General features: G+C 69.8%; 19 protein-coding genes. 10 read left to right on the forward strand and 9 right to left on the reverse strand.

Annotated features, from left to right (window positions below; all coding sequences use genetic code 11):
• Positions 1-68: 68 nt before the first annotated feature.
• Positions 69-704: a DUF305 domain-containing protein gene (locus tag ACWD3H_RS15430; protein WP_355558695.1), complete on the reverse strand. Its 636-nt coding sequence runs from the start codon at positions 702-704 to the stop codon at positions 69-71.
• Positions 705-1,124: 420 nt separating this feature from the next.
• Here ACWD3H_RS15430 and ACWD3H_RS15435 point away from each other — a divergent pair, with 420 nt between their 5' ends.
• Positions 1,125-2,540, forward strand: a complete 1,416-nt coding sequence (locus ACWD3H_RS15435; RefSeq protein ID WP_355558698.1) for an LVIVD repeat-containing protein — start codon at positions 1,125-1,127, stop codon at positions 2,538-2,540.
• Between the two features lie 237 nt (positions 2,541-2,777).
• Positions 2,778-4,160: an LVIVD repeat-containing protein gene (locus tag ACWD3H_RS15440; RefSeq protein ID WP_451955423.1), complete on the forward strand. Its 1,383-nt coding sequence runs from the start codon at positions 2,778-2,780 to the stop codon at positions 4,158-4,160.
• Positions 4,161-4,353: 193 nt separating this feature from the next.
• On the opposite strand, the gene ACWD3H_RS15445 is transcribed toward ACWD3H_RS15440, so the two are convergent.
• Entirely contained in the window at positions 4,354-5,388 is a 1,035-nt protein-coding gene (locus ACWD3H_RS15445) for an RDD family protein (protein ID WP_451955424.1), read from the reverse strand.
• Between the two features lie 37 nt (positions 5,389-5,425).
• On the opposite strand from ACWD3H_RS15445, the gene ACWD3H_RS15450 reads away from it, so the two are divergent.
• On the forward strand, positions 5,426-6,421 hold the full coding sequence (locus ACWD3H_RS15450) for a stage II sporulation protein M (RefSeq protein WP_451955425.1): 996 nt from the start codon (positions 5,426-5,428) through the stop codon (positions 6,419-6,421).
• 147 nt (positions 6,422-6,568) lie between these two features.
• On the opposite strand, the gene ACWD3H_RS15455 is transcribed toward ACWD3H_RS15450, so the two are convergent.
• The 5 genes from ACWD3H_RS15455 to ACWD3H_RS15475 form a co-directional block, all read right to left on the reverse strand.
• Positions 6,569-7,933 carry a DUF58 domain-containing protein gene (locus tag ACWD3H_RS15455; RefSeq protein ID WP_451955426.1) on the reverse strand — a complete coding sequence of 455 codons (1,365 nt, stop codon included), beginning with the start codon at positions 7,931-7,933 and terminating at the stop codon, positions 6,569-6,571.
• Between the two features lie 3 nt (positions 7,934-7,936).
• Positions 7,937-8,860 carry an AAA family ATPase gene (locus ACWD3H_RS15460; protein WP_355558745.1) on the reverse strand — a complete coding sequence of 308 codons (924 nt, stop codon included), beginning with the start codon at positions 8,858-8,860 and terminating at the stop codon, positions 7,937-7,939.
• A 101-nt stretch (positions 8,861-8,961) separates the two neighbouring features.
• Positions 8,962-10,137 carry a DUF4350 domain-containing protein gene (locus ACWD3H_RS15465; protein ID WP_451955427.1) on the reverse strand — a complete coding sequence of 392 codons (1,176 nt, stop codon included), beginning with the start codon at positions 10,135-10,137 and terminating at the stop codon, positions 8,962-8,964.
• Complete coding sequence (locus ACWD3H_RS15470; protein WP_451955428.1) at positions 10,134-10,790, reverse strand: DUF4129 domain-containing protein; 657 nt, start codon at positions 10,788-10,790, stop codon at positions 10,134-10,136. Before ACWD3H_RS15470 ends, ACWD3H_RS15465 begins: the two co-directional genes overlap by 4 nt.
• On the reverse strand, positions 10,775-12,049 hold the full coding sequence (locus ACWD3H_RS15475) for a hypothetical protein (RefSeq protein ID WP_451955429.1): 1,275 nt from the start codon (positions 12,047-12,049) through the stop codon (positions 10,775-10,777). Before ACWD3H_RS15475 ends, ACWD3H_RS15470 begins: the two co-directional genes overlap by 16 nt.
• A gap of 343 nt (positions 12,050-12,392) precedes the next feature.
• Here ACWD3H_RS15475 and mtrA point away from each other — a divergent pair, with 343 nt between their 5' ends.
• The 6 genes from mtrA to ACWD3H_RS15505 all read left to right on the forward strand — a co-directional run bounded on the left by mtrA (position 12,393) and on the right by ACWD3H_RS15505 (position 19,393).
• Positions 12,393-13,070, forward strand: coding sequence for an MtrAB system response regulator MtrA (mtrA, locus tag ACWD3H_RS15480; RefSeq protein ID WP_030907316.1), 678 nt, complete (start codon positions 12,393-12,395; stop codon positions 13,068-13,070).
• Between the two features lie 24 nt (positions 13,071-13,094).
• On the forward strand, positions 13,095-14,834 hold the full coding sequence (mtrB, locus tag ACWD3H_RS15485; protein WP_355558722.1) for an MtrAB system histidine kinase MtrB: 1,740 nt from the start codon (positions 13,095-13,097) through the stop codon (positions 14,832-14,834).
• Positions 14,824-16,611: an LpqB family beta-propeller domain-containing protein gene (locus tag ACWD3H_RS15490; RefSeq protein WP_451955430.1), complete on the forward strand. Its 1,788-nt coding sequence runs from the start codon at positions 14,824-14,826 to the stop codon at positions 16,609-16,611. Before mtrB ends, ACWD3H_RS15490 begins: the two co-directional genes overlap by 11 nt.
• Positions 16,612-16,727: 116 nt before the next feature.
• On the forward strand, positions 16,728-17,432 hold the full coding sequence (locus ACWD3H_RS15495) for a ComF family protein (RefSeq protein ID WP_451955431.1): 705 nt from the start codon (positions 16,728-16,730) through the stop codon (positions 17,430-17,432).
• A 520-nt stretch (positions 17,433-17,952) separates the two neighbouring features.
• Entirely contained in the window at positions 17,953-18,594 is a 642-nt protein-coding gene (gene hpf / locus ACWD3H_RS15500) for a ribosome hibernation-promoting factor, HPF/YfiA family (protein WP_451955432.1), read from the forward strand.
• A gap of 94 nt (positions 18,595-18,688) precedes the next feature.
• A complete protein-coding gene (locus tag ACWD3H_RS15505) occupies positions 18,689-19,393 on the forward strand; it encodes a response regulator (RefSeq protein WP_030907303.1) in 705 nt (234 codons plus the stop codon).
• A 138-nt stretch (positions 19,394-19,531) separates the two neighbouring features.
• Here ACWD3H_RS15505 and ACWD3H_RS15510 read toward each other — a convergent pair whose 3' ends face one another.
• Together ACWD3H_RS15510 and ACWD3H_RS15515 are read right to left on the reverse strand one after the other, a co-directional pair.
• Positions 19,532-20,719, reverse strand: coding sequence for a winged helix-turn-helix domain-containing protein (locus ACWD3H_RS15510; RefSeq protein WP_451955433.1), 1,188 nt, complete (start codon positions 20,717-20,719; stop codon positions 19,532-19,534).
• 134 nt (positions 20,720-20,853) lie between these two features.
• Positions 20,854-21,099, reverse strand: coding sequence for an HGxxPAAW family protein (locus tag ACWD3H_RS15515; protein WP_355558737.1), 246 nt, complete (start codon positions 21,097-21,099; stop codon positions 20,854-20,856).
• 252 nt (positions 21,100-21,351) lie between these two features.
• Between ACWD3H_RS15515 and secA the strand changes: the two genes are divergently transcribed.
• The gene (gene secA, locus ACWD3H_RS15520; RefSeq protein ID WP_451955434.1) at positions 21,352-24,165 is read left to right on the forward strand and encodes a preprotein translocase subunit SecA; all 2,814 of its coding nucleotides are present in this window, start codon (positions 21,352-21,354) and stop codon (positions 24,163-24,165) included.
• Positions 24,166-24,208: the final 43 nt, after the last annotated feature.

The raw sequence follows: 24,208 nt of genomic DNA on the forward strand, positions 1-24,208 counted from the left end.
CGGATGAACGACATCGGACACCGACCGATGGCGGTCGGCCAACGGAGTCGTTCGTGAAGGGGAGCGGTTCAGAGTTCGGCCTGCATCTCCCGCATCCTGCGGATCTCGGCACTCTGGGTGACCGAGACGTCGTTGGCCAGCTCCTCGATCCGCACGTGTGAGCCGGAGGTCAGGACCTGCTCGGACATCGTGATGGCGCCCTGGTGGTGCGCGGTCATGAGCTGGAGGAAGAGCCGGTCGAAATCCTTGCCCGAGGCGGCCTTGAGCGCCTCCATCTGCTCCGGCGTGGCCATGCCGGGCATGTCGCCGTGCCCGGCATGGTGTTCGGGAACCCGCTGACCCTGCTGCTGGAGCCAGGTGGTCATGAACTGGATCTCCGGCCCCTGCGCGTCCTTGATCCGGGAGGCCAGGCCCTTCAGCTTGGTGTGCTCGGACCGGGTCGGGGCCAGGGCGGACATGTCGAGGGCCTGACGGTGGTGAACGATCATGTCCTGGACGTACTTCACGTCGGCCGCGTTGGCGGTGGGCAGGGGCACGAGCGTGGCGGCCTCGCTCGGGTCGACGGTCCTGGCGACCTCACCCGGCCTGCCCGGGGCGATCACCGGCGCCGAGGCCTGGGCCTGGGGGGCCGCGGACGGTTCCGGCTCCGAGGTGCACGCGCTGAGAGACAGTGCGGCGATCACGGCGATGAGCGCGACGCGCACCCGGCCTCCTTGGTGAATGTCCATTGACGTCCTTCCACGGCCGGAAAGCCGGGGATCTCAGCTTCCGGCCTGCCGGTTGGATCTGTCGATCCGCAGGCCGGGAACGCCCGAAGCCCGCACGCGAACACGGCACACCCTGTCCCGTCTGGAACGCCATGTCCAACGTGGCTGCCGCGGAACGCCCTAACCCTAACCGGTCGGGCCGATATGACGAGAGGGGGCCCCGCACCGAAGATGCGGGGTATTTCGGGCTGTATGTCCAATGCCGCAAGACCGTAACCCCTCCCGGGGCGGTCCGTAAAGGCCGCATGTCGAAAACAGTTGCTGACACTGTGACGGCTTGCCTGACCGACCGTGCAGGATGAACGATTTAGACATTTATGCACGCTTTATCAGTGCATGTAGCTAGGAGGTTCACGAGTGTCCACCCCCTCTGGGAAGGGCCTGACCGGCCGTTTCCTGTTTGTGGCCGGGGTCGCCGTCGCCACGGTGCTGGCCGCGGTACCCGCGCAGGCCGCCGACATCCCGGCGCCCGGCGAGATCGCCAAGAGCGCGAACATCGAGCACGTCACCAACGTGCCCAAGCCCGCCAACCTGACGGACATCAACACCGACATGGCGTTCCAGGGCGACTACGCCTTCGTCGGTAACTACAGCGGCTTCTCGATCTACGACATCAAGAAGCCGAACAAGACCTCGCTGGTCAGCTCGGTGGTCTGCCCCGGCGGCCAGATGGACATGGCCATCGAGGGCGACCTGCTCTTCGCCGCGGTCGACTCCTCGCGCAACAACGACTCCTGCAACAGCGTCGGCCAGAGCGCCGCGATCAAGGAGTCGTGGGAGGGCGTCCGGATCTTCGACGTCAGCGACAAGAAGAACCCCAAGTACGTCAAGTCGGTCGAGACCAACTGTGGCTCGCACACCCTGACCCTCGTCCCCGGCAAGGGCAGGGACAAGAAGAACGTCTACGTCTACGTCTCCTCCTACAGCCCGAGCGCGTCGTTCCCGGACTGCCAGCCGCCGCACGACAAGATCTCGATCATCAAGGTGCCGCTGAAGAACCCGACGGCCGCCGAGGTCGTCGCCACGCCGGTTCTGTTCCCGGACGGTGGTAACCCCGGCGAGAGCCTGCCCTACCCCTACCGCACCTCGGCGACGAGCGGCTGCCACGACATCACCGCCTACCCGGAGAAGGACATCGCGGCCGGCGCCTGCATGGGCGAGGGCATCCTGATGGACATCTCCAACCCGGTCGACCCGAAGGTCACCGCCACGGTCCGGGACGACGAGAACTTCGCGTTCTGGCACTCGGCGACCTTCAACAACGAGGGCACCAAGGTCGTCTTCACCGACGAGCTCGGCGGCGGCAGCGCGGCCACCTGCAACGAGGCGATCGGCCCGAACCGCGGCGCCAACGCCTACTACGACATCGAGGGCGGCCAGTTCGCCTTCAAGAGTTACTTCAAGATTTCCCGCCACCAGGACGACACCGAGAACTGTGTCGCGCACAACGGCTCGCTGATCCCGGTCAAGGGCAAGGACATCATGGTCCAGGCCTGGTACCAGGGTGGCATCTCGGTCGTGGACTTCACCGACTCGGCCAACGCCAAGGAGATCGCCTTCTTCGAGCGCGGCCCCGACAGCGCCCACAGGCTCAGCGGTGGCTTCTGGTCCGCGTACTACTACAACGGCCACATCTACGGCAGCGACTTCAACCTTGGTCTTGACGTTCTGAAGATCAATGACAAGCTCACGGACAAGGCCGACAAGGTCAAGTTCAAGGACCTGAACCCGCAGACCCAGGGTTCCTACCAGCCCGACAACAAGGGTCACTGACCTCTGATGTGATGGCCACCGGGCACCCGTCGGGTGCCCGGTGGCCATCACCCGTGACGGGGTGGAGCGCCGGAGCGAACCGAGAAAAGGAGGTAGAGAGTAAACTTTTTCACGGCCTCAGTAAAGAGGTTGAATCATATTTTATTGTGACAAAGTCATGCCTTGTCGACCCGGGTGTCAGTACGGACAATTTGCTAATTTATGCATGCCTTATGTCCGTTCCAAGGAGGCACCCGAGTGTTCGCTCCACGAAGGACCGTCAGGGCGTTGGTCGTGGCGGCGACGGCCGCCGCGATGCTGATGACCACGGTTTCCGCGCAGGCCGCCGACATTCCCCCGCCCGGTGAGGTCGTCACCAGTCCCAACGTGACGCACGTGGCCACCCTGCCCAAGCTTCCCGGCCTTGAGACCACCGTCAACAGCGACATCGCCTTCCAGGGCGACTACGCCTACGTCGGCAACTACGGCGGTTTCTCGATCTACGACATCAGGAACCCGAAGCGGGCCAAGCTGGTCAGCGGCGTGCTGTGCCCCGGCTCCCAGATGGACGTCTCCGTCTACGGCGACCTGTTGTTCGGCGCGGTCGACAACTCCCGCAGCGACGACTCCTGCAACAGCGTCGGTCAGGGCGCCGACATCAAGGAGTCGTGGGAAGGGGTTCGGATCTTCGACATCAGCGACAAGAAGAACCCCAAGTACATCAAGGCGGTGGAAACCGCCTGTGGCTCGCACACCCTGACGCTGGTTCCCGGCAAGGGCAGGGACAAGAAGAACGTCTACCTGTACGTCTCCTCCTACGCCCCGAGCGACTCGTTCCCCGACTGCCTGCCGCCGCACGACAAGATCTCGATCATCAAGGTGCCGCTGCGCAAGCCGACCGACGCGGCCGTGGTCAGCACGCCGGTCGTCTTCCCCGACGGAGGCAACGAGACGCAGCCCGGCCTGCTGCGCCCGACCAGTGGCTGCCACGACATCACCGTCTACGCGGAGAAGGACATCGCGGCCGGAGCCTGCATGGGGGACGGCGTCCTGTTCGACATCTCCGACCGGGAGAACCCGGTGGTCACCGCGCGGACCACCGACCCGAACTTCGCGTTCTGGCACTCGGCGACGTTCAACAACAGGGGCACCAAGGTCATCTTCACCGACGAGCTCGGCGGCGGTGGCGCGGCCACCTGCAACGAGGCGATCGGCCCGAACCGCGGCGCCGACGCCATCTACGACATCGTCCGCGGCAAGCTGGTCTTCAGGAGCTACTTCAAGATCGGCCGCTACCAGGCCGACACCGAGAACTGTGTCGCGCACAACGGCTCGCTGATCCCGGTCAAGGGCAAGGACATCCTGGTCCAGGCCTGGTACCAGGGCGGTGTCTCCTTCGTGGACTTCACCGACTCGGCCCGCCCGCAGGAGTTCGGCTTCTTCGAGCGCGGCCCCGAGCCAAGCGGCGGGGGCGGCGGCATCTGGTCGGCGTACTACTACAACGGCTATGTCTACGCCAGCGACTTCTACCGGGGCCTGGAGGTCATCAAGATCGACGACCGCCGTACCGACCCGGCCAGGAACGTGCGCCTGGACCGGCTGAACGTGCAGACCCAGGCCTCCTACCAGGGCGGTCACTGAGCGCCCTGAGGTGAGAGCGGTGCCGGGTTCGCAGGTCCGGTGAGAGGAGGGATGGCGGGTCTCCCGCCATCCCTCTTCGCCTGCCGGGCACCCGTGGCGCCGCGTTCTCGCGATTCGCCCGTGGACGGCTCGTTGGGGAAGGCGCGGCGAAGGCGATGTCTCGCCGCCCGTACGGCGTGCCTGTCCGGGGAGGTCAGGCCGGAGGGACGAAACCGCCCGGCGTGGGGCCGGGTGCCTGCTCGACGGGCCGGGCCGCGGGCGGCGGGGGCGTCGGATACGGCGGCCCGGCCGGGGGAGGGAGCGGGATCCGCGGCTGTGGCGGCCGGTAGGCGGGCCGCCCGTAGGGCTCGGGGGCGGCCCCTGGAGGGGCGTACGGCCGGCCTCCGCTTCCGGGAGGCGCATAAGGCCGGGGCGACGGTGCGGTCAGGTAGGGCTGGGGCGAGGCGTGGCCGGGCCACTGCTGGGCGGGCCGGTGCGTACCGGTCTGCTGCGCCAGGCGCGCCTGCTCGCGGCGCCGGCGTTCGGCCAGAACGGCGGTCAGGTAGGCGAACGGCGGCACGCCGGGCGGGGCCGGCGGGGACACGAAGGCCGACATCTCGGTGGCGATGCGCACCCCCATCCCGTGCTGCACGGCGGGGGCCAGATCGTGCCAGCGCATGAGGTACTGCCTCGCGGTGGCCGCGACCTGCTCGGGCAGCCGCGACAGCTCCAGCGTCGCCGCCCAGGAGGCGAGCTGCGGCGGCATGTCCAGCGGAGGCCCGTACTGCCGCGGAGCGCGCTCGGAGATCACGATGGTGCCGGAGAAGATGTCGCCGAGCCGCTTGCCCTTCTCCGAGATCAGTGAGCTGATCAGCGCGGGGGCGCCGCTGAGCATCCAGAACTCCAGGACCCCGGCCAGCCCGCGGAACAGGGCCTGCCGGAACCGCTCGGGACCGCCGTCGTCGCTGACGACCCGGAGTCCGAGGGCGAACTTGCCCAGGCTGCGCCCGCGGGTGAGCGTCTCGAACGCCACCGGGTATCCCACGATCACGAGCACGGTGAGCACGAGGTAGACCATCGTCGTCAGAGCCGGGTCGCTCAGCAGGCCCAGGCTGCCGACCAGCAGGGAGATCCCCAGCAGCATCAGGACCTGGACCGCCATGTCGATCAGCAGCGCCGCGGCCCTGCTCGGGAGCTGGGCGACACGGACCTCGACGACCACGGCCTCGCCGGTTACGACATCGGACACAATCAGCACCCTACCCGTGACTGGATAGGCTGCCCGCGTGGACATCGACGCCTTCGTCACCGCGCACCGGCCCGCCTGGGACCGCCTTGAGGATCTGGTCCGGCGGCGTGGCTCGCTGGACGGCGCGGAGGTCGACGAGCTCGTCGACCTCTACCAGCGGGTGGCCACGCACCTGTCCCTGGTCCGCTCGGCCTCGGCGGACCCGATCCTGGTGGGCCGCCTGTCGGCGCTCGTCGCCCGGGCCCGCTCGGCGGTGACCGGGGCGCACACCCCGGCCTGGCGGGAGTTCATCCGCTTCTTCACTGTCTCCTTCCCGGTGGTCGCCTACCGGGCCCGCTGGTGGTGGATGGCCACCACCGCCGCGTTCCTGCTGGTCTCCACGATCGTCGCCGTCTGGGTGGCGAAAAACCCCGGCGTCCAGGCGGCGATCGCCACCCCGGAACAGATCACCCAGCTCGTCGAGCACGACTTCGCCGACTACTACTCGGAGAACCCGGCGACCTCCTTCGCCGGCCAGGTCTGGGTGAACAACGCCTGGGTCTCGATGCAGGTCATCATCATGTCCATCCTGCTCGGCCTGCCGATCCCGTACGTGCTGTGGGAGAACGCGGTCAACGTGGCCGTCTCCGCGGGGTTGATGGCCTCGCGCGGCAAGCTCGACATCTTCTTCGGCCTGATCACCCCGCACGGCCTGCTGGAGCTGACCGCGGTGTTCCTCGCCGCCGCCGTCGGCATGCGCCTCGGCTGGACGGTCGTGGACCCCGGTCCGCGCAGGCGCGTCGAGGCCCTGGCCGAGCAGGGCAGGGCCGTGATGAGCGTGGCACTCGGCCTGGTCGTGGTGCTGCTGATCTCCGGGCTGATCGAGGGGCTGGTCACCCCCTCGGGGCTGCCCACCTGGGCGCGGATCGGCATCGGGGTGGTCGCGGAGGCGGCCTTCCTGGCCTACGTGATCTTCTTTGGCCGCCGGGCCGTGGCCGCCGGCGAGACCGGCGACGTGGAGCGCGCCCCCGACCTCGCCCCGAGCGCCGGCTGAGCGCCCCGCCGGACGTTCCGGGCCCGCCCGGCCTCGCCGGGCCGGTGACGTGACGGTCCCCGGGCCGACGCGCCTGGCCGGAGGCCTTCAGATTCCCCGGACATCGTCGGCGGCCCGGACACGCTAGTCAGCGCGTCCGGGCGACCATCAGAGCCGCCCGGACGCCTTCAGCGCCAGGTAGGCGTCGGCCAGGGCGGGGGCGAGCTGCTCGGGGGCGGCGTCCACCACCTCCACGCCCTGGCGGCGCAGCAGGGCGGTGATCCGCCGCCGCCCCGCGCTCAGGTGCTCGGCCGCCGCCGCGCCGTAGACCAGCTCGGAGGTGCCGCGCCCGGCGGCCATCTCGGCCACCTGCGGGTCGGAGACGGCGGCCAGGAGCACCAGATGCCGGGCGGAGAGCTGGGGGAGCACCGGCAGCAGGCCCTCCTCCAGCGCTGCCGGGTTGAGGTCGGTCAGCACGACGACCAGGCAGCGCCGCCTGGCTCGTGACATGATCGCCGCGACCATCCCGGCCGAGTCGGCCTCGACCAGCTCGGCCTCGATCGGAGCCATGGTGTTGACCAGCGAGGACAGCAGCTCCGTACGGCTGGTGCCGGACACCCAGGCGCGCACCGCGCGGTCGTGGGCCAGGAAGTCGACCCGGTCGCCCGCGCGGGAGGCCAGCGCGGCCAGGAGCAGCGCCGCGTCCATCGACCAGTCGAGGCGGGGCCAGCCGGGCACCACCCGCGACCTGCCCTGCTGACCGCTCCTCGGTACCTCGCCGGCCAGCGGGATCGGGGCGGTGCCCACCCGCCCGGCCGAGGTACGGCCGGTGTCGAGCACGATCAGCACCCGCCGGTCGCGCTCCGGCCGCCAGGTGCGGACCACGACGTCGTTGCGGCGCGCGGTGGCCCGCCAGTCGATCGAGCGGACGTCGTCGCCGACCACGTACTCCCGCAGCGAGTCGAACTCGGTGCCCTGCCCCCTGACCATCGACGGATGCTGGCCCTCCAGCTCCCTGAGCCTGGACAGCTTGGCGGGCAGGTGCTTGCGGCTGAGGAAGGGCGGTAGCACCCGGACCGACCAGGGCACCCGGTGCGAGCCCTGGCGGCCCGCGATGCCCAGCGGCCCCAGCGCCCGCACCGTCACCGTGACCGCCTCGCGGTCACCCCTGCGGGTGGGGGTGAGCGTCGTGACCAGCCGGCGGCGCTCGCCGGCCGGCACGTCCAGCGGCAGGTGCCGGGGGGTGGCCCCGGCGGACGGGGGCCAGGCGTCCCTGAGCACGCCGCGCACCCTGCGGGGACCGGGGTTCTCCACGATCAGCTCGACCGTGACCGACTCACCGAGTCGTACCAGCCGCTCGCCCGAGCGGGTGAAGCGCAGCGGGCGCACGCTTCCGGCCAGCAGCAGGTCGATCACGACCAGCACCGCGATCAGCAGTGCCACCCCGGCCACGGCAGGCCCCCCACGGGGGGCGAACAGCACGACCAGGGTGCCCAGCAGGGCCAGTAGCGCGGCCCGTCCTGTCAGCGCCATGGGTCAGCGGGGTACGGGGACGGAGGCGAGGACGGCGTCGATGAGGCCGTCGGCGGTCGCGCCCTCCAGCTCGGCCTCGGGGCGTAGCTGGATCCGGTGCCGCAGCGCGGGCCTGGCCAGTGCCTTGACATCGTCGGGCGTCACGTAGGCGCGGCCCGACAGCCATGCCCAGGCCCGTGCCCCGGCCAGCAGCGCGGTCGCGCCACGTGGCGAGACGCCGAGCTGGAGCGAGGGCGACTGGCGGGTGGCCCTGGCGATGTCCACGATGTAGCCGAGCACCTCGGGGCCCACGTGCACCTGGCTGACCGCCGCGCGTCCCGCGGCGAGGTCGGCGACGGTGGCCACGGTCCTGATGTGCGACAGGTCGCGCGGGTCGAAGCCGAGCGCGTGCCGCTCCAGCACCGCGATCTCCTGGTCACGGGGCGGCAGCGGGACGGTCAGCTTGAGCAGGAACCGGTCAAGCTGCGCCTCGGGCAGCTGGTAGGTGCCCTCGTACTCGATGGGGTTCTGGGTGGCGGCCACGATGAACGGGTCCGGCAGCCCGCGCGCCGCACCCTCCACGCTGATCTGGCGCTCCTCCATCGCCTCCAGCAGCGCGGCCTGCGTCTTCGGAGGGGTTCTGTTGATCTCGTCGGCGAGCAGCAGGTTGGTGAAGACCGGACCCTCGCGGAACTCGAACTCCGAGGTCTTCGCGTCGTAGATCAGCGAACCGGTGATGTCGCCCGGCATGAGGTCGGGGGTGAACTGCACGCGCTTGAAATCGAGCGAGAGCGCCGCCGCCAGGGTACGCACCAGCAGGGTCTTGGCGACGCCCGGCACGCCTTCGAGCAGCACATGGCCCCGGCAGAGCAGCGCGATCACCAGCCCGGTGACCACGGCGTCCTGGCCGACGACCGCCTTGGCGACCTCGGCGCGCAGGGCTCCCAGCGCCTCCCTGGCGCCGTCCGCGCTCTGCGCGGCGGGTGCGCCGGGCGCGGTCCTGACGACGGAGGTCGCCTCGGCGAGATCGCCGTTCCCCGGTGGTGTGGTCACGACTTTCCGACCTGCCTTTCCACGATGTCCATGTATTCGGCCAGGGCTACCAGCCCCGCCTCGTCGAGTGGCGGAGGTCCGTACAGGGCGGCGCCCACATGTGGCACCGGCTGGCCGGTCCGCTCGGCGATCGCGTTCACCAGCGCGTCGGCTCCCGCCCTTGAGGGCAGCCCGAGACGGGGGGTCACCCGGTCGATGAAGCCGGCGCGCAGGGCCGCGGCGGCCCGATCGCGGGCACGCCTCGCACGATAGAGCCTGGCACGTCCCTCGACGGTCTCGGCCGCCCTGACGACGACGGGCAGCCGCTCGGCCACCACGGGACCGAGCCTGCGGCCCCGCCAGAGCGCCAGCAGCAGCACCGCGACGAGCACCTGCACCACGGCCCACCTGACCCCTTCGGGGACCAGATCGTAGAAACCCGCCTGGCCCCCCGCCTGTGGGGCGGTCTCGGGGGCCGTCAGCCAGATCAGGGTGGGCCGGCCGCCGGCGAGGTTCATCGCCAGCGCGGCGTTGCCGTCCTCGGCGAGCCGCAGGTTGGTCATGAACTGCCCGTCGCCCGTGACGGTGACCTTCCGGTCCCCGGTGGGGTGGAAGACCAGGGTGGGCCGCCCGTCGGCGGGGTAGCAGCCGGTCGCCCCGGCGGGCAGGGCGAACGCCGTGCCGCCGAGGTAGGCGCTGCCCGCCCTCGTCGCGGCCGGCAGCGCGCACCGGGGCTCGCGGGAGCGCGCCCGCACCTCCCGCACCGGGCTCACCCCCGGCGCGAGCCGCTCCAGATGTGACCGTACGCCCACCAGCAGCAGGTCCGACGGTGTCGCGGCGAGCCGATCCGCCTCCGCCTCGTCGAGCGGGGAGATGTCGCTCACCAGCAGGGTGCTACCCGCGGAACCGGTCTGTCTGGCCTGGGACTCGGCCTCGGCGACCGAGGTGACCCGCGCGACCCGCACCCCCCGTGCCTGTAGCAGCCGGGCCAGGCCCTTGCCGCCGGACAGCGAGGTGTCGGCGGGGTCGAGAGGCCTTCCCGCCTGGCCGGAGCCGCCGAGCAGCACGCCGGTGACGGCGACGGCGACCACGAGGATCGCCACCAGGAGGGCGCCCCTGCCGCCGCGCCAGAGGCCGCGGGCGGTCGGTGAGGTGGAGGTCGACCCGGCTCGCTCGGGCGCGGCCAGGCTCATGGCGTCTCCATCCGTACGGGCGGCGCCGGGCGGGCGGCGCGCAGGTGCTCGTCGAGAGCGCACATGACCCGGTAGGCCTCGGGCGTGCCGGGCACCTCGCCGTAGGTCACGTCGTCGAACACCCGGGCCGCCGCGGCCAGTTCGGCGGCGAGCGCGGGTAGCGCGCGCCCGGCCTCGGCCGCCAGCTCCCCGGCGGTGCGGCCGGGCGTGGAGTCGACGATCACGCGGTCCTCCAGGTCGCGGGCGACGGCCCGGAGCCGCTCGCGGACCGCCTCGGCCCACCGCGCCTCCGCGGCCAGCCGCTCGGCGGCCTCGCGGTGCTCGGCGGCGGTGAGGCGGCGGTCACCGAAGAGACCCTCCGTGCCCGCGAAGGTGCCCCTGGCGGTCCTGCGGGCGACCAGGAACACCGCGACGATGATCCCGATCACGATCACGATGAGGACGACCCGCGCCGCCAGGCTGCCGACGACGCCCGCGGACTCCTGGTCGAGCAGGTCGCCGAGGAACTGGTTCACCCCTCGCCAGAGGCGGTCGACCAGGGACTCCTTGGCGTACTCGGCTCCGAGCAGCTCCTGGATCGCCCGGCGTCGAGCCTCCTCGCGCTCGATGTCGATCGGGGACGTCAGGAACGGGAACGTCAGGAGTGGGACCACGGAGCTCCCTGATCGGGGAACCCATGCCGCGCGGGGCCGGTGGGCGTGACGGAGGGGTCCCACAGGTCGTCGGCCGAGGCGTGCACCCAGCCCTGCCGTCGCTGCTCGATCGCCGCGGTCTGGAGCACCAGGTCGAACGCCTCGGTGCGCATCCGCCGGTCGGCGTAGAGCAGGCCGTTGACCGCGGCCTGGAAGGGATAGGTGATCATCGCGCCGACGGTGGCGCCCACGGCGATGAGGACCGCCGTGGCGATCTGCGCCCCGAGGGAACCTCCGCCCAGGAGGCCCAGGAGGCTCCCGCCCAGGGTGAACGGGAAGGAGAGCAACGTGCCGACCAGACCGGCGAGGATCTGGGTGAGCAGCAGGATGCCGAGTGTCCGCCAGAAGCCGCCGGAGACCAGGTTCCAGGACCTGCGCAGGGACTCGACGACGCCGAGCCGCTCCAGCACCGCGGCCGCGGGGGCGAGCGCCAGCCGGGTGGTGATGAACATGGCATATGCCACGAAGGCCAGCAGCGCCAGCAGGCCCGCGATGACCATCACGGAGAGTCCGGCACCGGCCGCGTCAAGCGCGGCGAACAGTCCGACGATCAGGAGCAGCGGGGCGAGTATGGCCACCGTGCTGACGATCACCAGCCCGAACAGCGTGGGCACCCGGCTCCGGGTCAGCGTCCAGGCCTCGCCCGCCGTCATCTTGCCGCCGAAGACGGCGCGGCCCAGGATGCGCGTCAGCACGCCGGTCAGCAGCGTCACCGCCACGAGCTGCACCGCGTAGGAGAGCAGGGTGCCGCCGTACTCGGCGAGGAAGCTCGCCTCCGGGAGGTTCACCGGCGCGGTCGGGTCCGTCAGGTTCTCCAGGGTCGCCGCGCTGGAGCCCAGCAGGAGCGCCTCCCCGATCGCCAAGGGGATCGCGCTCAGTGCCGCGGCGATCGCGGACAGGCCCAGGATGCTCTTGGGGTTGGAGCGGATCAGCTTGATCGCGCCGTCCAGGATGTCGCCCAGGCCGAGCGGGCGCAGCGGGATGATCCCGGGGCGCATCGCGGGGGGCTCCTGGCGCACGCCGTAGGGCGGCGGGCCGTAGGGGCCCTGCTGGTGCGGTGCCTGGTCGTGGGGCGGCCCGGAAGGCGGCGGGCCCGCTGGGGAGCCGGGGGCCGAGCCGGGTGCGGTCCACGGCGATCCCGGGGCATCGCCGTACGGCGGAGGTTGGTTGGACGCCCAGCCCGGGGGCGTACCGGGAGCGGAGCCGTGACCGTCTGACATATCCCAATCCTGGCATGTGGTCACACCGTTCGTGGTGATCGGGCGATCACGCGGACGTTTCATCTCCCCGGAGAGCGGCGGAGATGCCAGAGGGATGGCCGAGACACCGTCGTTTACCGCAGACTGGGAGCGTGGTCATCGCCGCCCGGCGTTCGCAGTCGCCGGGACCGGTGGTGACCGTGCGGGGGCACCATTGCGCGCTTCACGTTGTGTGCGCCTAAAGTTCGTCATTTGGAAGGCTGGTCGTCGGCCGGTGTCATCTACTTGACGGGCAAGGGTAATCTTCGACGACCGAGCGGTTTATCCCAATAACTCCCGAACTGCGTAAACCGAATGAGGGGCCATGAAAGGACGCGTGCTGGTCGTCGACGACGACGCCGCTCTCGCCGAGATGCTCGGTATCGTGCTGCGCGGGGAGGGTTTCGAACCTTCCTTCGTCTCCGATGGTGACAAGGCGCTTGACGCGTTCCGCGACACTCGGCCGGATCTTGTACTGCTCGACCTGATGCTGCCCGGCGCCGACGGGATCGACGTCTGCCGCCGGATCCGGGCCGAGTCCGGGGTGCCGATCGTCATGCTGACGGCCAAGAGCGACACCATCGACGTGGTGCTCGGCCTGGAGTCCGGGGCCGACGACTACATCGTCAAGCCCTTCAAGCCCAAGGAGCTCGTCGCCAGGGTGCGAGCCAGGCTGCGCCGCACCGACGAGCCGACGCCGGAGATCCTGCAGATCGGCGACATCACCATCGACGTCGCCGGGCACTCGGTCAAGCGGGAGGAGGAGACCATAAACCTCACCCCGCTGGAGTTCGACCTGCTGGTCGCCCTCGCCCGCAAGCCGCGCCAGGTCTTCACCCGCGAGGTCCTGCTCGAACAGGTCTGGGGCTACCGCCACGCGGCCGACACCCGCCTGGTCAACGTGCACGTCCAGCGACTGCGAGCGAAGATCGAGAAGGACCCGGAGCATCCCGAGATCGTCGTGACGGTCCGGGGGGTCGGTTACAAGGCCGGCCCGGCCTAGCCGAGACTCCCCCCGGAGCCCGAGATGCCTCCCGCACCGAAGAAACGCCGCCGCACCCCGCGCCAGCTGCTGCGGGGTGTCCGGCGTCGTACCCGGCGGGCGGCCGGGAGGGTGCGCCGTGTCTTCTGGCGCTCGCTCCAGCTGCGCGTGGTCACCAGCACGATGGTCATCTCCATCGTGGTCGTCGCCGTGCTCGGCGTCTTCCTCATGCAGCAGATCGTCAGGACCACCCTGGAGACCAGGGAGAGCGCGGCGAAGAGCGAGGCCCAGGCCGACAGGAACGCGGTGCTCGGCTATCTCAACCAGCCGGCCGAGGCCGCCAAGCAGCCCGTCGAGTCGGGCCAGGCGCTCCAGCCAGGGGGAAGCGGCCCGCTCAGCCAGGCCACCGAGGCGCTCGCGCGGCGGGCCGGGTCCGCCAGCCGTTACTCGGTGATCATCCGTAACGAGGGGCTGCCGGGGGAGTTCTACGGCACCACGAACATCGATCCCGTCAGCATCCCGGCCAGGCAGCGCGACGAGCTGTTCAAGAAGGAGGCGGGCGAGGACAGCACCTGGTACACCCCGCTGTACTACAAGGGGCAGCCGGACCAGCCGGTGCCCGGGATGATCATCGGCACCCGCCTCGACACCTGGGGGACCAGGCTCGACTCGTCGTACGAGATCTACCACCTCGTCCCGCTGGACAAGGAGGAGAAGACGCTCGCCTCCGTCCAGCAGATGATCATCCTTGTCGGCGCCGGCCTCGTGCTGCTGCTGGCCGCGATCTCCTCCCTGGTCACCCGCCAGGTCGTCACGCCGGTGCGGCTGGCCAGGCAGGCCGCCGAGCGGCTGGCCGCGGGGCGGCTGGACGAGCGTCTGAAGGTCCGCGGCGAGGACGACCTGGCCCGCCTGGCCACCTCCTTCAACGAGATGGCCGCCAACCTGGCACTGAAGATCCACCAGTTGGAGGAGCTCTCCCAGGTCCAGCGGCAGTTCGTCTCGGACGTCTCGCACGAGCTGCGCACCCCGCTGACCACCGTGCGGATGGCCGCGGACCTGCTCTACGACGCCCGCGAGGACTTCGACCCGATGGCGGCCAGGTCGGCCGAGCTGATGCAGAACCAGCTCAACCGGTTCGAGGCGATGCTCGCCGACCTCCTGGAGATCAGCCGCTACGACGCGGGCGCGGCCGACCTCGACGTCGACTCGGTGGACGTCAGGGACGTGGTGCTGCGCGCCGTCGCCGACTCCGAGGCGCTGGCCGAGCGCCACTCCACCCGCTTCGACCTGCGCCTGCCCGGCGAGCCCTGCATGGCGGAGATGGACAGCCGCAGGGTCGAGCGCATCCTGCGCAACCTGCTGTTCAACGCGATAGAGCACGGCGAGGGCCGGGACATCGTCGTCTCGGTCGCCGCCGACAGGGACGCGGTGGCGGTGGCGGTACGCGACCACGGGGTGGGGCTGAAACCCGGCGAGGAGAACCTGGTCTTCGACCGGTTCTGGCGGGCCGACCCGTCCAGGGCGCGCACGATCGGCGGTACGGGACTGGGCCTGGCGATCTCCAGGGAGGACGCCATCCTGCACGGCGGCTGGCTGCAGGCCTGGGGCTCGCACGGGGAGGGGTCGCAGTTCCGGCTCTCGCTGCCCAGGGTGGCGGGGGCGGTCCTTCGGGGCTCGCCGCTGCCGCTGGTACCGCCGGAGGTGGAGATGCGCCGCACGTGGCGGGGGCACATGACGCCGGTGCTGTCGCCGGCGGTGGCCGACGGGGGACGCGATGCGGACTGAGAACGTGCGGAAGGCGGGGACGGCGATCCTGGCCGTCACCCTGGTCTGCGGGGCGTCGGCCTGCTCGGTCATCCCCACCGGCGGCAAGTCCGTCGTCGCCGTCGACAACGAGCGCAAGGGCAACCCGCTGGACAACCCGTACGCGCGGGTCATCGCCATGCCGCCGAAGGCCGCGTGGTCGCCGGAGGAGGTCGTCACCGGCTTCCGCGCCGCGATGGCGAGCCCCGACGACCCCGACTTCAAGGTCGCCCGCCAATACCTCACCGGTGACTTCGCGGACAAGTGGAACCCGCACGGCGGCGTCACGGTCTACCGGCAGGGCGACTACGAGAAGTTCGCGCCGCTCCGGGAGGAGGACAAGCATGCCCAGGTCACGCTCAAGGGCACTAAAACCGCCATCATCGATCAGGACGGCCGTTACCGTCCGAGCGGCGGCCCCCTGAACCAGCCCTTCACGCTCGCCAAGGAAGCGGGCGGGGAGTGGCGCATCAGCGCGGCCCCCGACGGGCTCCTGCTCTCCGAGGCCGACGTCGCCCGCGGCTACCTCCCCGTGGATCTCTATTTCCTCGACTCCCACTGGAAGGGGTTGGTGGTCGATCAGGTGCGGGTACCGATCGACCCGGCCGCCAACTTCGCCAAGACGACCGTGGAGCGGCTGCTTCGGGGGCCGAGCAGCTCCCTCAAGGGCTCGGTGCGCTCCGCCCTCGCCGACACCGGGCTCATCGACGTCACCACCGAGAACAACCGGGTCGTCGTCGACCTCACCAGGCGGGTGGACCCCGACCTGATCGACCCGATGTCGGCCCAGCTCGCCGCGACGCTCACCGCGCTCACCAAGGGCGGCTGGGGGTTCGAGGTCAAGGTCAACGGCGAGTCGTACTACGCCGACACGCCGCTGCAGATCGACGCCCAGGAGCAGTCGCACTTCGACCCGTGGACGACCCCCGACACCGTCACCTCGTTCTATCTCGCCGACGGCGCCCTGTGGCTGCTGGACAAGGAGAACGTCGGGCGGCCGGTGCCGGGCAGGGCCGGCCAGAAGAAGAGCGGGCTCACCCGCCCGGCGATCAGCGGCCAGCCGGTGCAGCAGGTGGCGGCGCTCGCCCAGGACGGCAAGAACGTCTCCGTCGCGCCACTCGCCGCGGGCGGCGAGTGGCGGGTGTGGGCCACCGGCGAATCCCTCATCCAGCCGTCGTGGGACCGCTACAACACGCTCTGGACCGTCGACCGGCCCAACGACCACACCTCGATCGTGACCAGGCACGACGGTGACAACAAGCACCGCTACCGGGTGTCGGCCCCCGACCTGGAGACGGTCTACGTCAAGTCGCTGAAGGTCGCGCGGGACGGCGTGCACGTCGCGGTGGTGGTCAAGGACGGGCTGGGCGAGCAGGTCCACGTCGGCACCGTCATCGGTGAGCGGGAGAACACGCGCATCGCCAACCTCCAGATCGTGGTGGACAGCGAGGGCAAGCGGACGATCGAGGACATAGCCTGGAAGGACGGCAAGACCCTCTACGCGCTCACCGGCAAGTCGGAACTGCTGGAGGCGTCGGTCACCGCCGAGCCGAAGCCCCTGGCCTTCGACTCGCGGATAGGGATAGAGAGCATCACCGCGCTGGACAGCATCCTGCTGGCCGGGGCCAAGGACGACCAGGGCAACCGGCAGGTCCTCTACTGGACCTCCACCAAGTGGGAGCCGCTGGTCAAGAACGAGACCGGTTCGACGGACTTCACCGAGAACGGCCCGTCCTCGCCGGCCTTCCCCCTGGGCTGAGCCGCCTTGACCACGGGCCGGCCACGGGCCGCCTCGGGCCTCCCGCGACGGGGGTGGTGTCCCGGCCGGTGCCCTGGGCTGGGCTTTTTGTCGGTGCGATATGACACCTTGGGCTGGTGACGACCGCCATGCTCGACCTGATCCTGCCGCCCCGCTGCGCCGGATGCGACGCGCCGGGCTCCCTCGTCTGTCCCCGCTGCGCGGCGGAGCTGCACGGAACGCCCGCGCGCCGGATGCCCGACCCCGCCCCGCCGGGCCTGCCGGAGTGCTGGTCGGCGGCCGAATACACCCCTGCCGTACGGCGGACGGTCATCGCCTACAAGGAGCGCGGCCGCACGGCCCTCGCCCCTCCCCTGGCCGGGGCCCTCGCCCTGGCCGTCGCCACGGCGGCCGGCGAGCGGCCGGTGCTGCTCGTGCCGGTGCCCAGCGCCCGAGCGGCCCACCGGCGCCGCGGGCACGATCCGGTGGCCAGGCTCGCGGAGCTGGCGGCCGGTTGCCTCCGCCAGGCCGGCTGGCCCGCGACCGTGGCGAGGGTGCTCGCCCAGCGGCGGCGTGTCGCCGACCAGGCGGGGCTGAGTTCGCTCCAGCGGGCCGCGAATCTGTCCGCGGCCTTCTCTGTCACGGTCGGCCGCAACGCGCCTGTGCCGCGCTCCTGGGGTGGCACAGAGGCGATTGTGCTGGTCGACGACATCGTCACCACCGGAGCGACGCTCGCGGAGGCGGCGAGGGCGATGCGCGAGGTCGGCGTGACGCCGTCCTTCGCCGCCACGGTCGCCGCGACACGCCGGAGAGTCCGAACCGGCGAACGTGACGGAGGGTAAAGAGCGGTTCGCCGTCCCATCTCACTCCAGCGCCACACCTCACTGTCTCGATCGTGCCCTCTGGGCTGCTCAGCGGTGGCGAGCGGCCCTCGCCTCCGGCACCGCCCACCCGTGGGGGCAGGGTCTCTGATGATCGGCCGCCAGGCTGTGAACCACACAAAGTGATCCTTGACCCGATCGCCAAGCTGACATTCGGCCGGGATGCGGATAGCGTCTGAGCCATGGCACCCGCTCGGGTCCGTGGTTGCGCCGGACCGACCTCCGACAGGAGGCCGGCACGGCTAGCCGATGCCAGCCGCAGGCCAAACGGTCCACGTAAGACGACTTTTCGTCGATCGATCACGGTGCGGCTTAGAGGTAAGTCCTGCCTTCCCGGGGAGCCAGATGTTCCTCGCCAGAAGAGAAGGGCATGTAGTGGCAAAGAGCTGCGAAACCCTCAGCAGGCGGATGTGGGGACGAAGACCAGGTCGGCCGAGCGGGTGCCGCAGTACCACCGTCGAGATTCGAAGGGGGGCCGTGCATGGAGATCATCGTCAAGGGTCGGCACACCGGAGTGAGTGACCGATTCCGTGACCACGTGAACACCAAGCTGGCCAGGATCGAGCGTTTGGACCACAAGCTCATTCGCGTTGACGTGGAGGTGTCCAAGGAACGTAATCCCCGTATCGTCGATCAGCGAGAGCGCGTCGAGCTCACCATTCATTCACGTGGTCCAGCGGTCCGGGCGGAGGCCTCGGCCGACGACCGTTTCGCCGCCCTTGACATCGCACTCGGCAAGCTCGAAGGACGGCTGCGGCGCCTCGCCGACCGGAGAAAGATCCACCACGGCAACCACTGCCCCCCCTCGGTCGCCGAGCTGACGGCCACCGCGCTCGCGGAGACGTTCGAGAGCGCCCCGGAGCGGTCGCTCACCGAGCCGGCCGAGGCCGACCTTTCCGAGGACAAGACCATCATCCCGATCCAGATGGACGGAGACGGGCCGTTGATGGTCAGGGAGAAGTTCCACAAGGCCGATCCCATCACGATCGACCAGGCACTTCTCGAGATGGAATTGGTGGGGCACGACTTCTACCTATTCCGTGACAAGGAGAGCGGGCAGCCGAGCGTCGTATACCTGCGTCAGGGGTACAACTACGGCGTGCTGCGGCTCGTCGAGCCCTGACGGACGCGCTCGAAGATCCTCTCCGACCAACCGAGGACCATGAAACCCGTGTAATCATGGCGGTCCACCGGCTCTGGCCCCCCGAGGAGGAGGCGTGACGGAACCCGACGACGCAACCAGCTCGACCGGACGCGGCGAACCGATCCGCGTGCTGATCGTTGACGATCACGCGCTGATCCGCCGCAGTCTGGAGATGGCGCTGGCCGCGGAGACGGACATCGAGGTTGTCGGCGAGGCGAGCGACGGGCAAGAGGCGGTCGAGCTCGCCGACCGCCTCACTCCGGATGTCATGCTCATGGACGTCCGGATGCCACGGAGAAGCGGTATCGAGGCCACTCGTGAGATCAAGGCCTCGGTGCCGAGCACGCGGATCATCATGTTGACCGTGAGTGACGAGGAAGAAGATCTTTTCGAGGCGATCAAGGCGGGTGCCACCGGCTACCTGCTGAAGAACGTCCAGCTCGACGAGGTGCCGGAGGCCGTACGCGGTGTCCACGAAGGACAGTCGCTGATCAATCCGGCGATGGCCGCCAAACTCATCAGCGAGTTCGCCAGTATGAGCCGCAAGGAGGCCGAGCGGCCCCCACAACTCCCCGTCCCGCGCCTGACCGATCGGGAGATGGAGGTGCTCCGCCTGGTCGCGAAGGGGATGAACAACCGCGAGATCGCCAAGCAGCTGTTCATCTCCGAGAACACAGTGAAGAACCACGTCAGGAACATCCTGGACAAGCTCCAGCTCCACTCCCGGATGGAGGCGGTGGTCTACGCGGTCCGCGAGCGGATGCTTGAGATCACCTGACCCACCCCCGGTGCGGTGACCGCGGGACGGTCACCGCACCCGTGCCGCCGTACGGGTGCGACGGCCGGGGCCTTGCGGCGCCCGGGCGGCCCGGCGGCTCAGCGTCACGGCTCAGCGGTCGGCCCGGTGCGCCCGTGCTCAGCGCACCCGGCTCAGGGCGTCCTGAAGGGGACCGGCCAGCAGGGGATCCACCCGCTCGACCCGGACGGCATCGCAGCCGACCCAGCTCGCCGCCTCCCAGAACGCCCCGGCCAGCGAGGTCGCGCCCCTGCCGGGGGTGACGCCGGGTTCAAGGCTCACCTGGCGGGCCACCAGGGTGGAACCCTCGCGGGCGGGGTCGACACGCCCGATCAGCCGGCCTCCGGCCAGGACCGGCATCGTGAAGTAGCCGTGGACGCGCTTCTCCTTGGGAACGTACGCCTCAAGGCGGTGGTTGAAACCGAACACGCGGGCGGTGCGCGCGCGATCCCAGACGAGGGAGTCGAACGGGGAGAGCGGGGTCGTACGGTGCCGGCCCCTCGGCTCGGTCTCCAGCGCGGTGGGATCGGCCCAGGCGTCGGCGGCGCGCTCGGGCCATTCGGGGACGCGGACGGGGACCAGCCCGGCGGACCCGTCGCGCAGGCACCTGTCGAGCAGCAGCGCCTCGGGCGCCTTCAGACGCAGGAAGTCGACGAGGTCGGCGCGGGTGGCCACGCCGAGCGCGCGCCCGGCGATGCCGGCGAGCCGGGTGACGCACTCGGTGTCGGACGGCTCCTCGGCCAGCAGGTGCCCGGGGACCGTGCGCTCGGCCAGGTCGTAGACGCGGCGCCAGCCCACCCTGCGCGTGCAGACGACCTCGCCGGTGTCGAGCAGCCACTCAATGGCGATCTTGGAGTCGGACCAGTCCCACCACGGGCCGCCCTTCTTGGCTCCGCCGATGTCGGCGGTGGTGATCGGGCCGCTCTCGCGGACCCGTTGCAGCACCTTGTCGACACTGTCGGGCACCTCGTGCCAGCGGAACTTCCTGGCCCGGAAATACCTCCGCCTGAAGGCGTACAGCGGCCAGTCGCCGATCGGCAGGACGCAGGCGGCATGACACCAGTACTCGAAGGCCCTGGCGGGCTCGTCCCAGTAGGCCCGCTCGACCTCCCGCCTGCCGACGGCGCCGAGGCGGGCGTACGCGACCAGTTCGTGGGAGCGGGCCAGCACGGAGATCGTGTCGAGCTGGACGGCACCCAGGCGGCGCAGGGCCGCGGAGGCGCCGCCGCGCCGGGACTCCGCGCCGAGGAACCCCTGAGCGCGGAGGATGATACGACGGGCTTCGTCCGAAGAGAGGGAGAGCTTCATTGACCGCCCCGGGAGAAGACAACACGGTGTGCGGCTGAGGCTAGCGCCTGACACCGACGAAAATGCTATGCCGGTGTCAGAACGTCGCCGGACGGGGTGGATTCGGGTCGGGTGAGGGCGAACCGCACCCGGCGTCAGCCGAGGACGCCCCGGGCGCTCTGGTCGCGCGTCGTGCGGGGCCCGTCCACGACGACGTCCTGGAAGACCCGGAAGACCGGCACCAGGATGACCCCGATGACGCAGACCGTCGTGCCCGCCCACAGGAGAAACCAGTCGGGACCCATGCAGAGGCCGGTTCCGGCGATGGCGAAACCCAACATGATCACGGTCACCGTCAGCCAGGATGACGCCCTGCCCCAGTGGTTCTGCCTCGCCGTCACGGCCTCTCCCTCCGGGGGGCGGTGTCGTGTCCCCACGATCACCTGATGCGGACATGACAAAAGACGACATACCCTTTGAAGTTGGCCGTACTCTCTCAAAGAAGCGGGCAAGGAACTCCACAGGCCGCAAGAGCGTCTTTCAGGGTGGCTGTGTCTGGTGGCGGAACCGCCTACGATGGCAGCGGAGAACCATGTCTCGTCCTCAGCCGGGCCGGTCCGGCCGCGGAAGACCTGCGAGGAGCTTTACCTAAAGTGCCAGCCTTTCTCGATAAGATTCTTCGCGCCGGCGAAGGCAAGCTTCTGCGTAAGCTCAAGCGGATCGCCGACCAGGTCAACTCCATTGAAGACGACTTCACGAGCCTGACCGATGCCGAGCTTCGCGCGCTGACCGCCGACTACAAGCAGCGCTACATCGACGGTGAGTCTCTCGACGACCTGCTTCCCGAGGCCTTCGCCACCGTTCGCGAGGCGTCCCGGCGGGTGCTGGGCAAGCGCCACTTCGACGTGCAGATCATGGGCGGGGCCAACCTGCACATGGGCAACATCTCGGAGATGCGCACCGGTGAGGGCAAGACCCTCACCTGTACGCTGCCCACCTACCTCAACGCCATCTCGGGCAAGGGCGTCCACGTCATCACGGTCAACGACTACCTGGCCAAGCGCGACGGCGACGAGATGGGCCGCATCCACCGCTTCCTCGGTCTCGAGGTCGGCGTGATCCTGGCCAACATGCCCTCCGACGAGCGCCGCAAGCAGTACAACGCCGACATCACGTACGGCACGAACAACGAGTTCGGCTTCGACTACCTGCGCGACAACATGGCGTGGTCGCTGGAGGAGTGCGTCCAGCGCGGTCACCACTTCGCCGTCGTCGACGAGGTCGACTCGATCCTCATCGACGAGGCCAGGACGCCGCTGATCATCTCAGGGCCCGGCGAGCAGTCCGGCAAGTGGTACTCCGAGTTCGCCAAGATCGTTCCCCGGCTCCGCAGGGGCACCGAGGGCAAGGACGGCGAGGAGAACACCGGCGACTACGCCGTCGACGAGAAGAAGCGCACGGTCGGCATCTTCGAGTCCGGCGTGGAGAAGGTCGAGGACTGGCTCGGCATCGAGAACCTCTACAAGCCCGAGCACACCCACCTGGTCGGCTTCCTCAACAACGCGCTGAAGGCCAAGGAGCTCTACAAGAAGGACAAGGACTACATCGTCGTCGACGGTGAGGTCCTGATCGTCGACGAGTTCACCGGTCGCGTCCTGCACGGCCGCCGCTACAACGAGGGTATGCACCAGGCCATCGAGGCGAAGGAAGGCGTCAAGATCAAGGACGAGAACCAGACTCTCGCCACGATCACGCTGCAGAACTACTTCCGCCTCTACGAGACGCTCTCCGGCATGACCGGCACCGCGGCGACCGAGGCCAACGAGTTCCACCAGACCTACAAGCTCGGCGTCGTCCCGATCCCGACGAACCGGCCGATGATCCGTAAGGACCAGGCCGACGTGGTCTACAAGACCGAGGACGCCAAGTTCCTGGCCGGCGTCGAGGACATCAAGGAGCGCTACGAGCGGGGCCAGCCGGTCCTGGTCGGCACCACGAGCGTCGCCAAGTCCGAGCGCCTGGCCAAGGAGCTCAAGCGCAAGGGCGTCAAGCACGAGGTCCTCAACGCGAAGAACCACGCCCGTGAGGCCGCGATCATCGCCGAGGCGGGCCGCAAGCACGCCGTCACCGTGGCCACCAACATGGCCGGTCGAGGCACCGACATCATGCTCGGCGGCAACCCCGACTTCCGTGCCGACCTGGAGCTGCGCAGCCGCGGCCTCGACCCGGTCGAGACCCCGGAGGAGTACGAGAAGGCCTGGGGCGAGGCGCTGGAGAAGGCCAAGGAGGCCGTGAAGGCCGAGCACGACGAGGTCACCGAACTCGGCGGCCTCTACGTCCTGGGCACCGAGCGGCACGAGTCGCGGCGCATCGACAACCAGCTCCGCGGCCGTTCCGGCCGTCAGGGAGACCCGGGCGAGTCGCGCTTCTACCTCTCGCTTGAGGACGACCTCATGCGCCTGTTCAACTCGGCCAGGGTCGAGATGATCATGACGCGCCTCAACATCCCGGACGACGTACCGATCGAGTCGGGCATCGTCTCGAAGGCCATCGCCTCCGCGCAGCACCAGGTCGAGCAGCAGAACTTCGAGATCCGCAAGAACGTTCTGAAGTACGACGAGGTCATGAACCGGCAGCGCAAGGTGATCTACGCCGAGCGCCACCGGGTGCTGGAGGGCGCGGACCTGCACGAGCAGATCCGCGGCTTCGTCAACGACGTGATCGACGAGTACATCGCGGGTGCCACCGCCGAGGGCTTCGCCGAGGAGTGGGACCTCGACAAGCTGTGGAAGGCGCTCGGTCAGCTCTACCCGATCGGCATCACCGCCGACGAGCTCATCGAGGAGGCCGGGGGCCGCGAGGAGCTCACCGCCCAGTTCCTCAACGAGCGGGTGAAGGCCGACGCGATGGCCGCCTACGACCGTCGCGAGGAGGAGATCAACGCGCAGGCCATGAACCCGGAGGGCATGCGGGTGCTGGAGCGCCGCGTCATCCTGTCGGTTCTCGACCGCAAGTGGCGCGAGCACCTGTACGAGATGGACTACCTCCAGGAGGGCATCGGCCTGCGCGCGATGGCCCAGCGCGACCCGCTGATCGAATACCAGCGCGAGGGCTTCGAGATGTTCACCCAGATGCTTGAGGGCATCAAGGAGGAGTCGGTCGGCTACCTGTTCAACCTTGAGGTCGAGGTGCAGAGCAACCCGATCGTCGAGGAGGCCGAGCCCTCCGAGGACGCGGCGGTCGCGGAGACCCGCTCGATCATCGCCCGTGGCCTGCGTGGCCCGCAGCGCCCCGCCGAGCTGGAGTACACGGCTCCGGGGGAGAGCGGTGAGGTGGAGCACACCCGGATCAGCACCAAGGCCGAGCGTGACGCGTACGGCAACGTCGAGCGCAACGCGCCGTGCCCCTGCGGTTCCGGCAAGAAGTACAAGCGCTGCCACGGCGACCCCAAGAACGTCGAGGCCTGATCGCTGACCGGAGGGCCCGCACCATGGTGCGGGCCCTCCGGCG

Source organism: Streptosporangium sp. NPDC002607 (assembly GCF_053592655.1).

What these genes read in the sequence shown, in the direction of transcription:
- ACWD3H_RS15455 (WP_451955426.1), bottom strand. Translation starts at nt 7,933, where the DNA reads ATGGCGCTGACAGGACGGGCCGCGCTACTGGCCCTGCTGGGCACCCTG.
- ACWD3H_RS15465 (WP_451955427.1), bottom strand. Translation starts at nt 10,137, where the DNA reads ATGAGCCTGGCCGCGCCCGAGCGAGCCGGGTCGACCTCCACCTCACCG.
- ACWD3H_RS15475 (WP_451955429.1), bottom strand. Translation starts at nt 12,049, where the DNA reads ATGTCAGACGGTCACGGCTCCGCTCCCGGTACGCCCCCGGGCTGGGCG.
- mtrA (WP_030907316.1), top strand. Translation starts at nt 12,393, where the DNA reads ATGAAAGGACGCGTGCTGGTCGTCGACGACGACGCCGCTCTCGCCGAG.
- mtrB (WP_355558722.1), top strand. Translation starts at nt 13,095, where the DNA reads ATGCCTCCCGCACCGAAGAAACGCCGCCGCACCCCGCGCCAGCTGCTG.
- ACWD3H_RS15490 (WP_451955430.1), top strand. Translation starts at nt 14,824, where the DNA reads ATGCGGACTGAGAACGTGCGGAAGGCGGGGACGGCGATCCTGGCCGTC.
- hpf (WP_451955432.1), top strand. Translation starts at nt 17,953, where the DNA reads ATGGAGATCATCGTCAAGGGTCGGCACACCGGAGTGAGTGACCGATTC.
- ACWD3H_RS15510 (WP_451955433.1), bottom strand. Translation starts at nt 20,719, where the DNA reads ATGAAGCTCTCCCTCTCTTCGGACGAAGCCCGTCGTATCATCCTCCGC.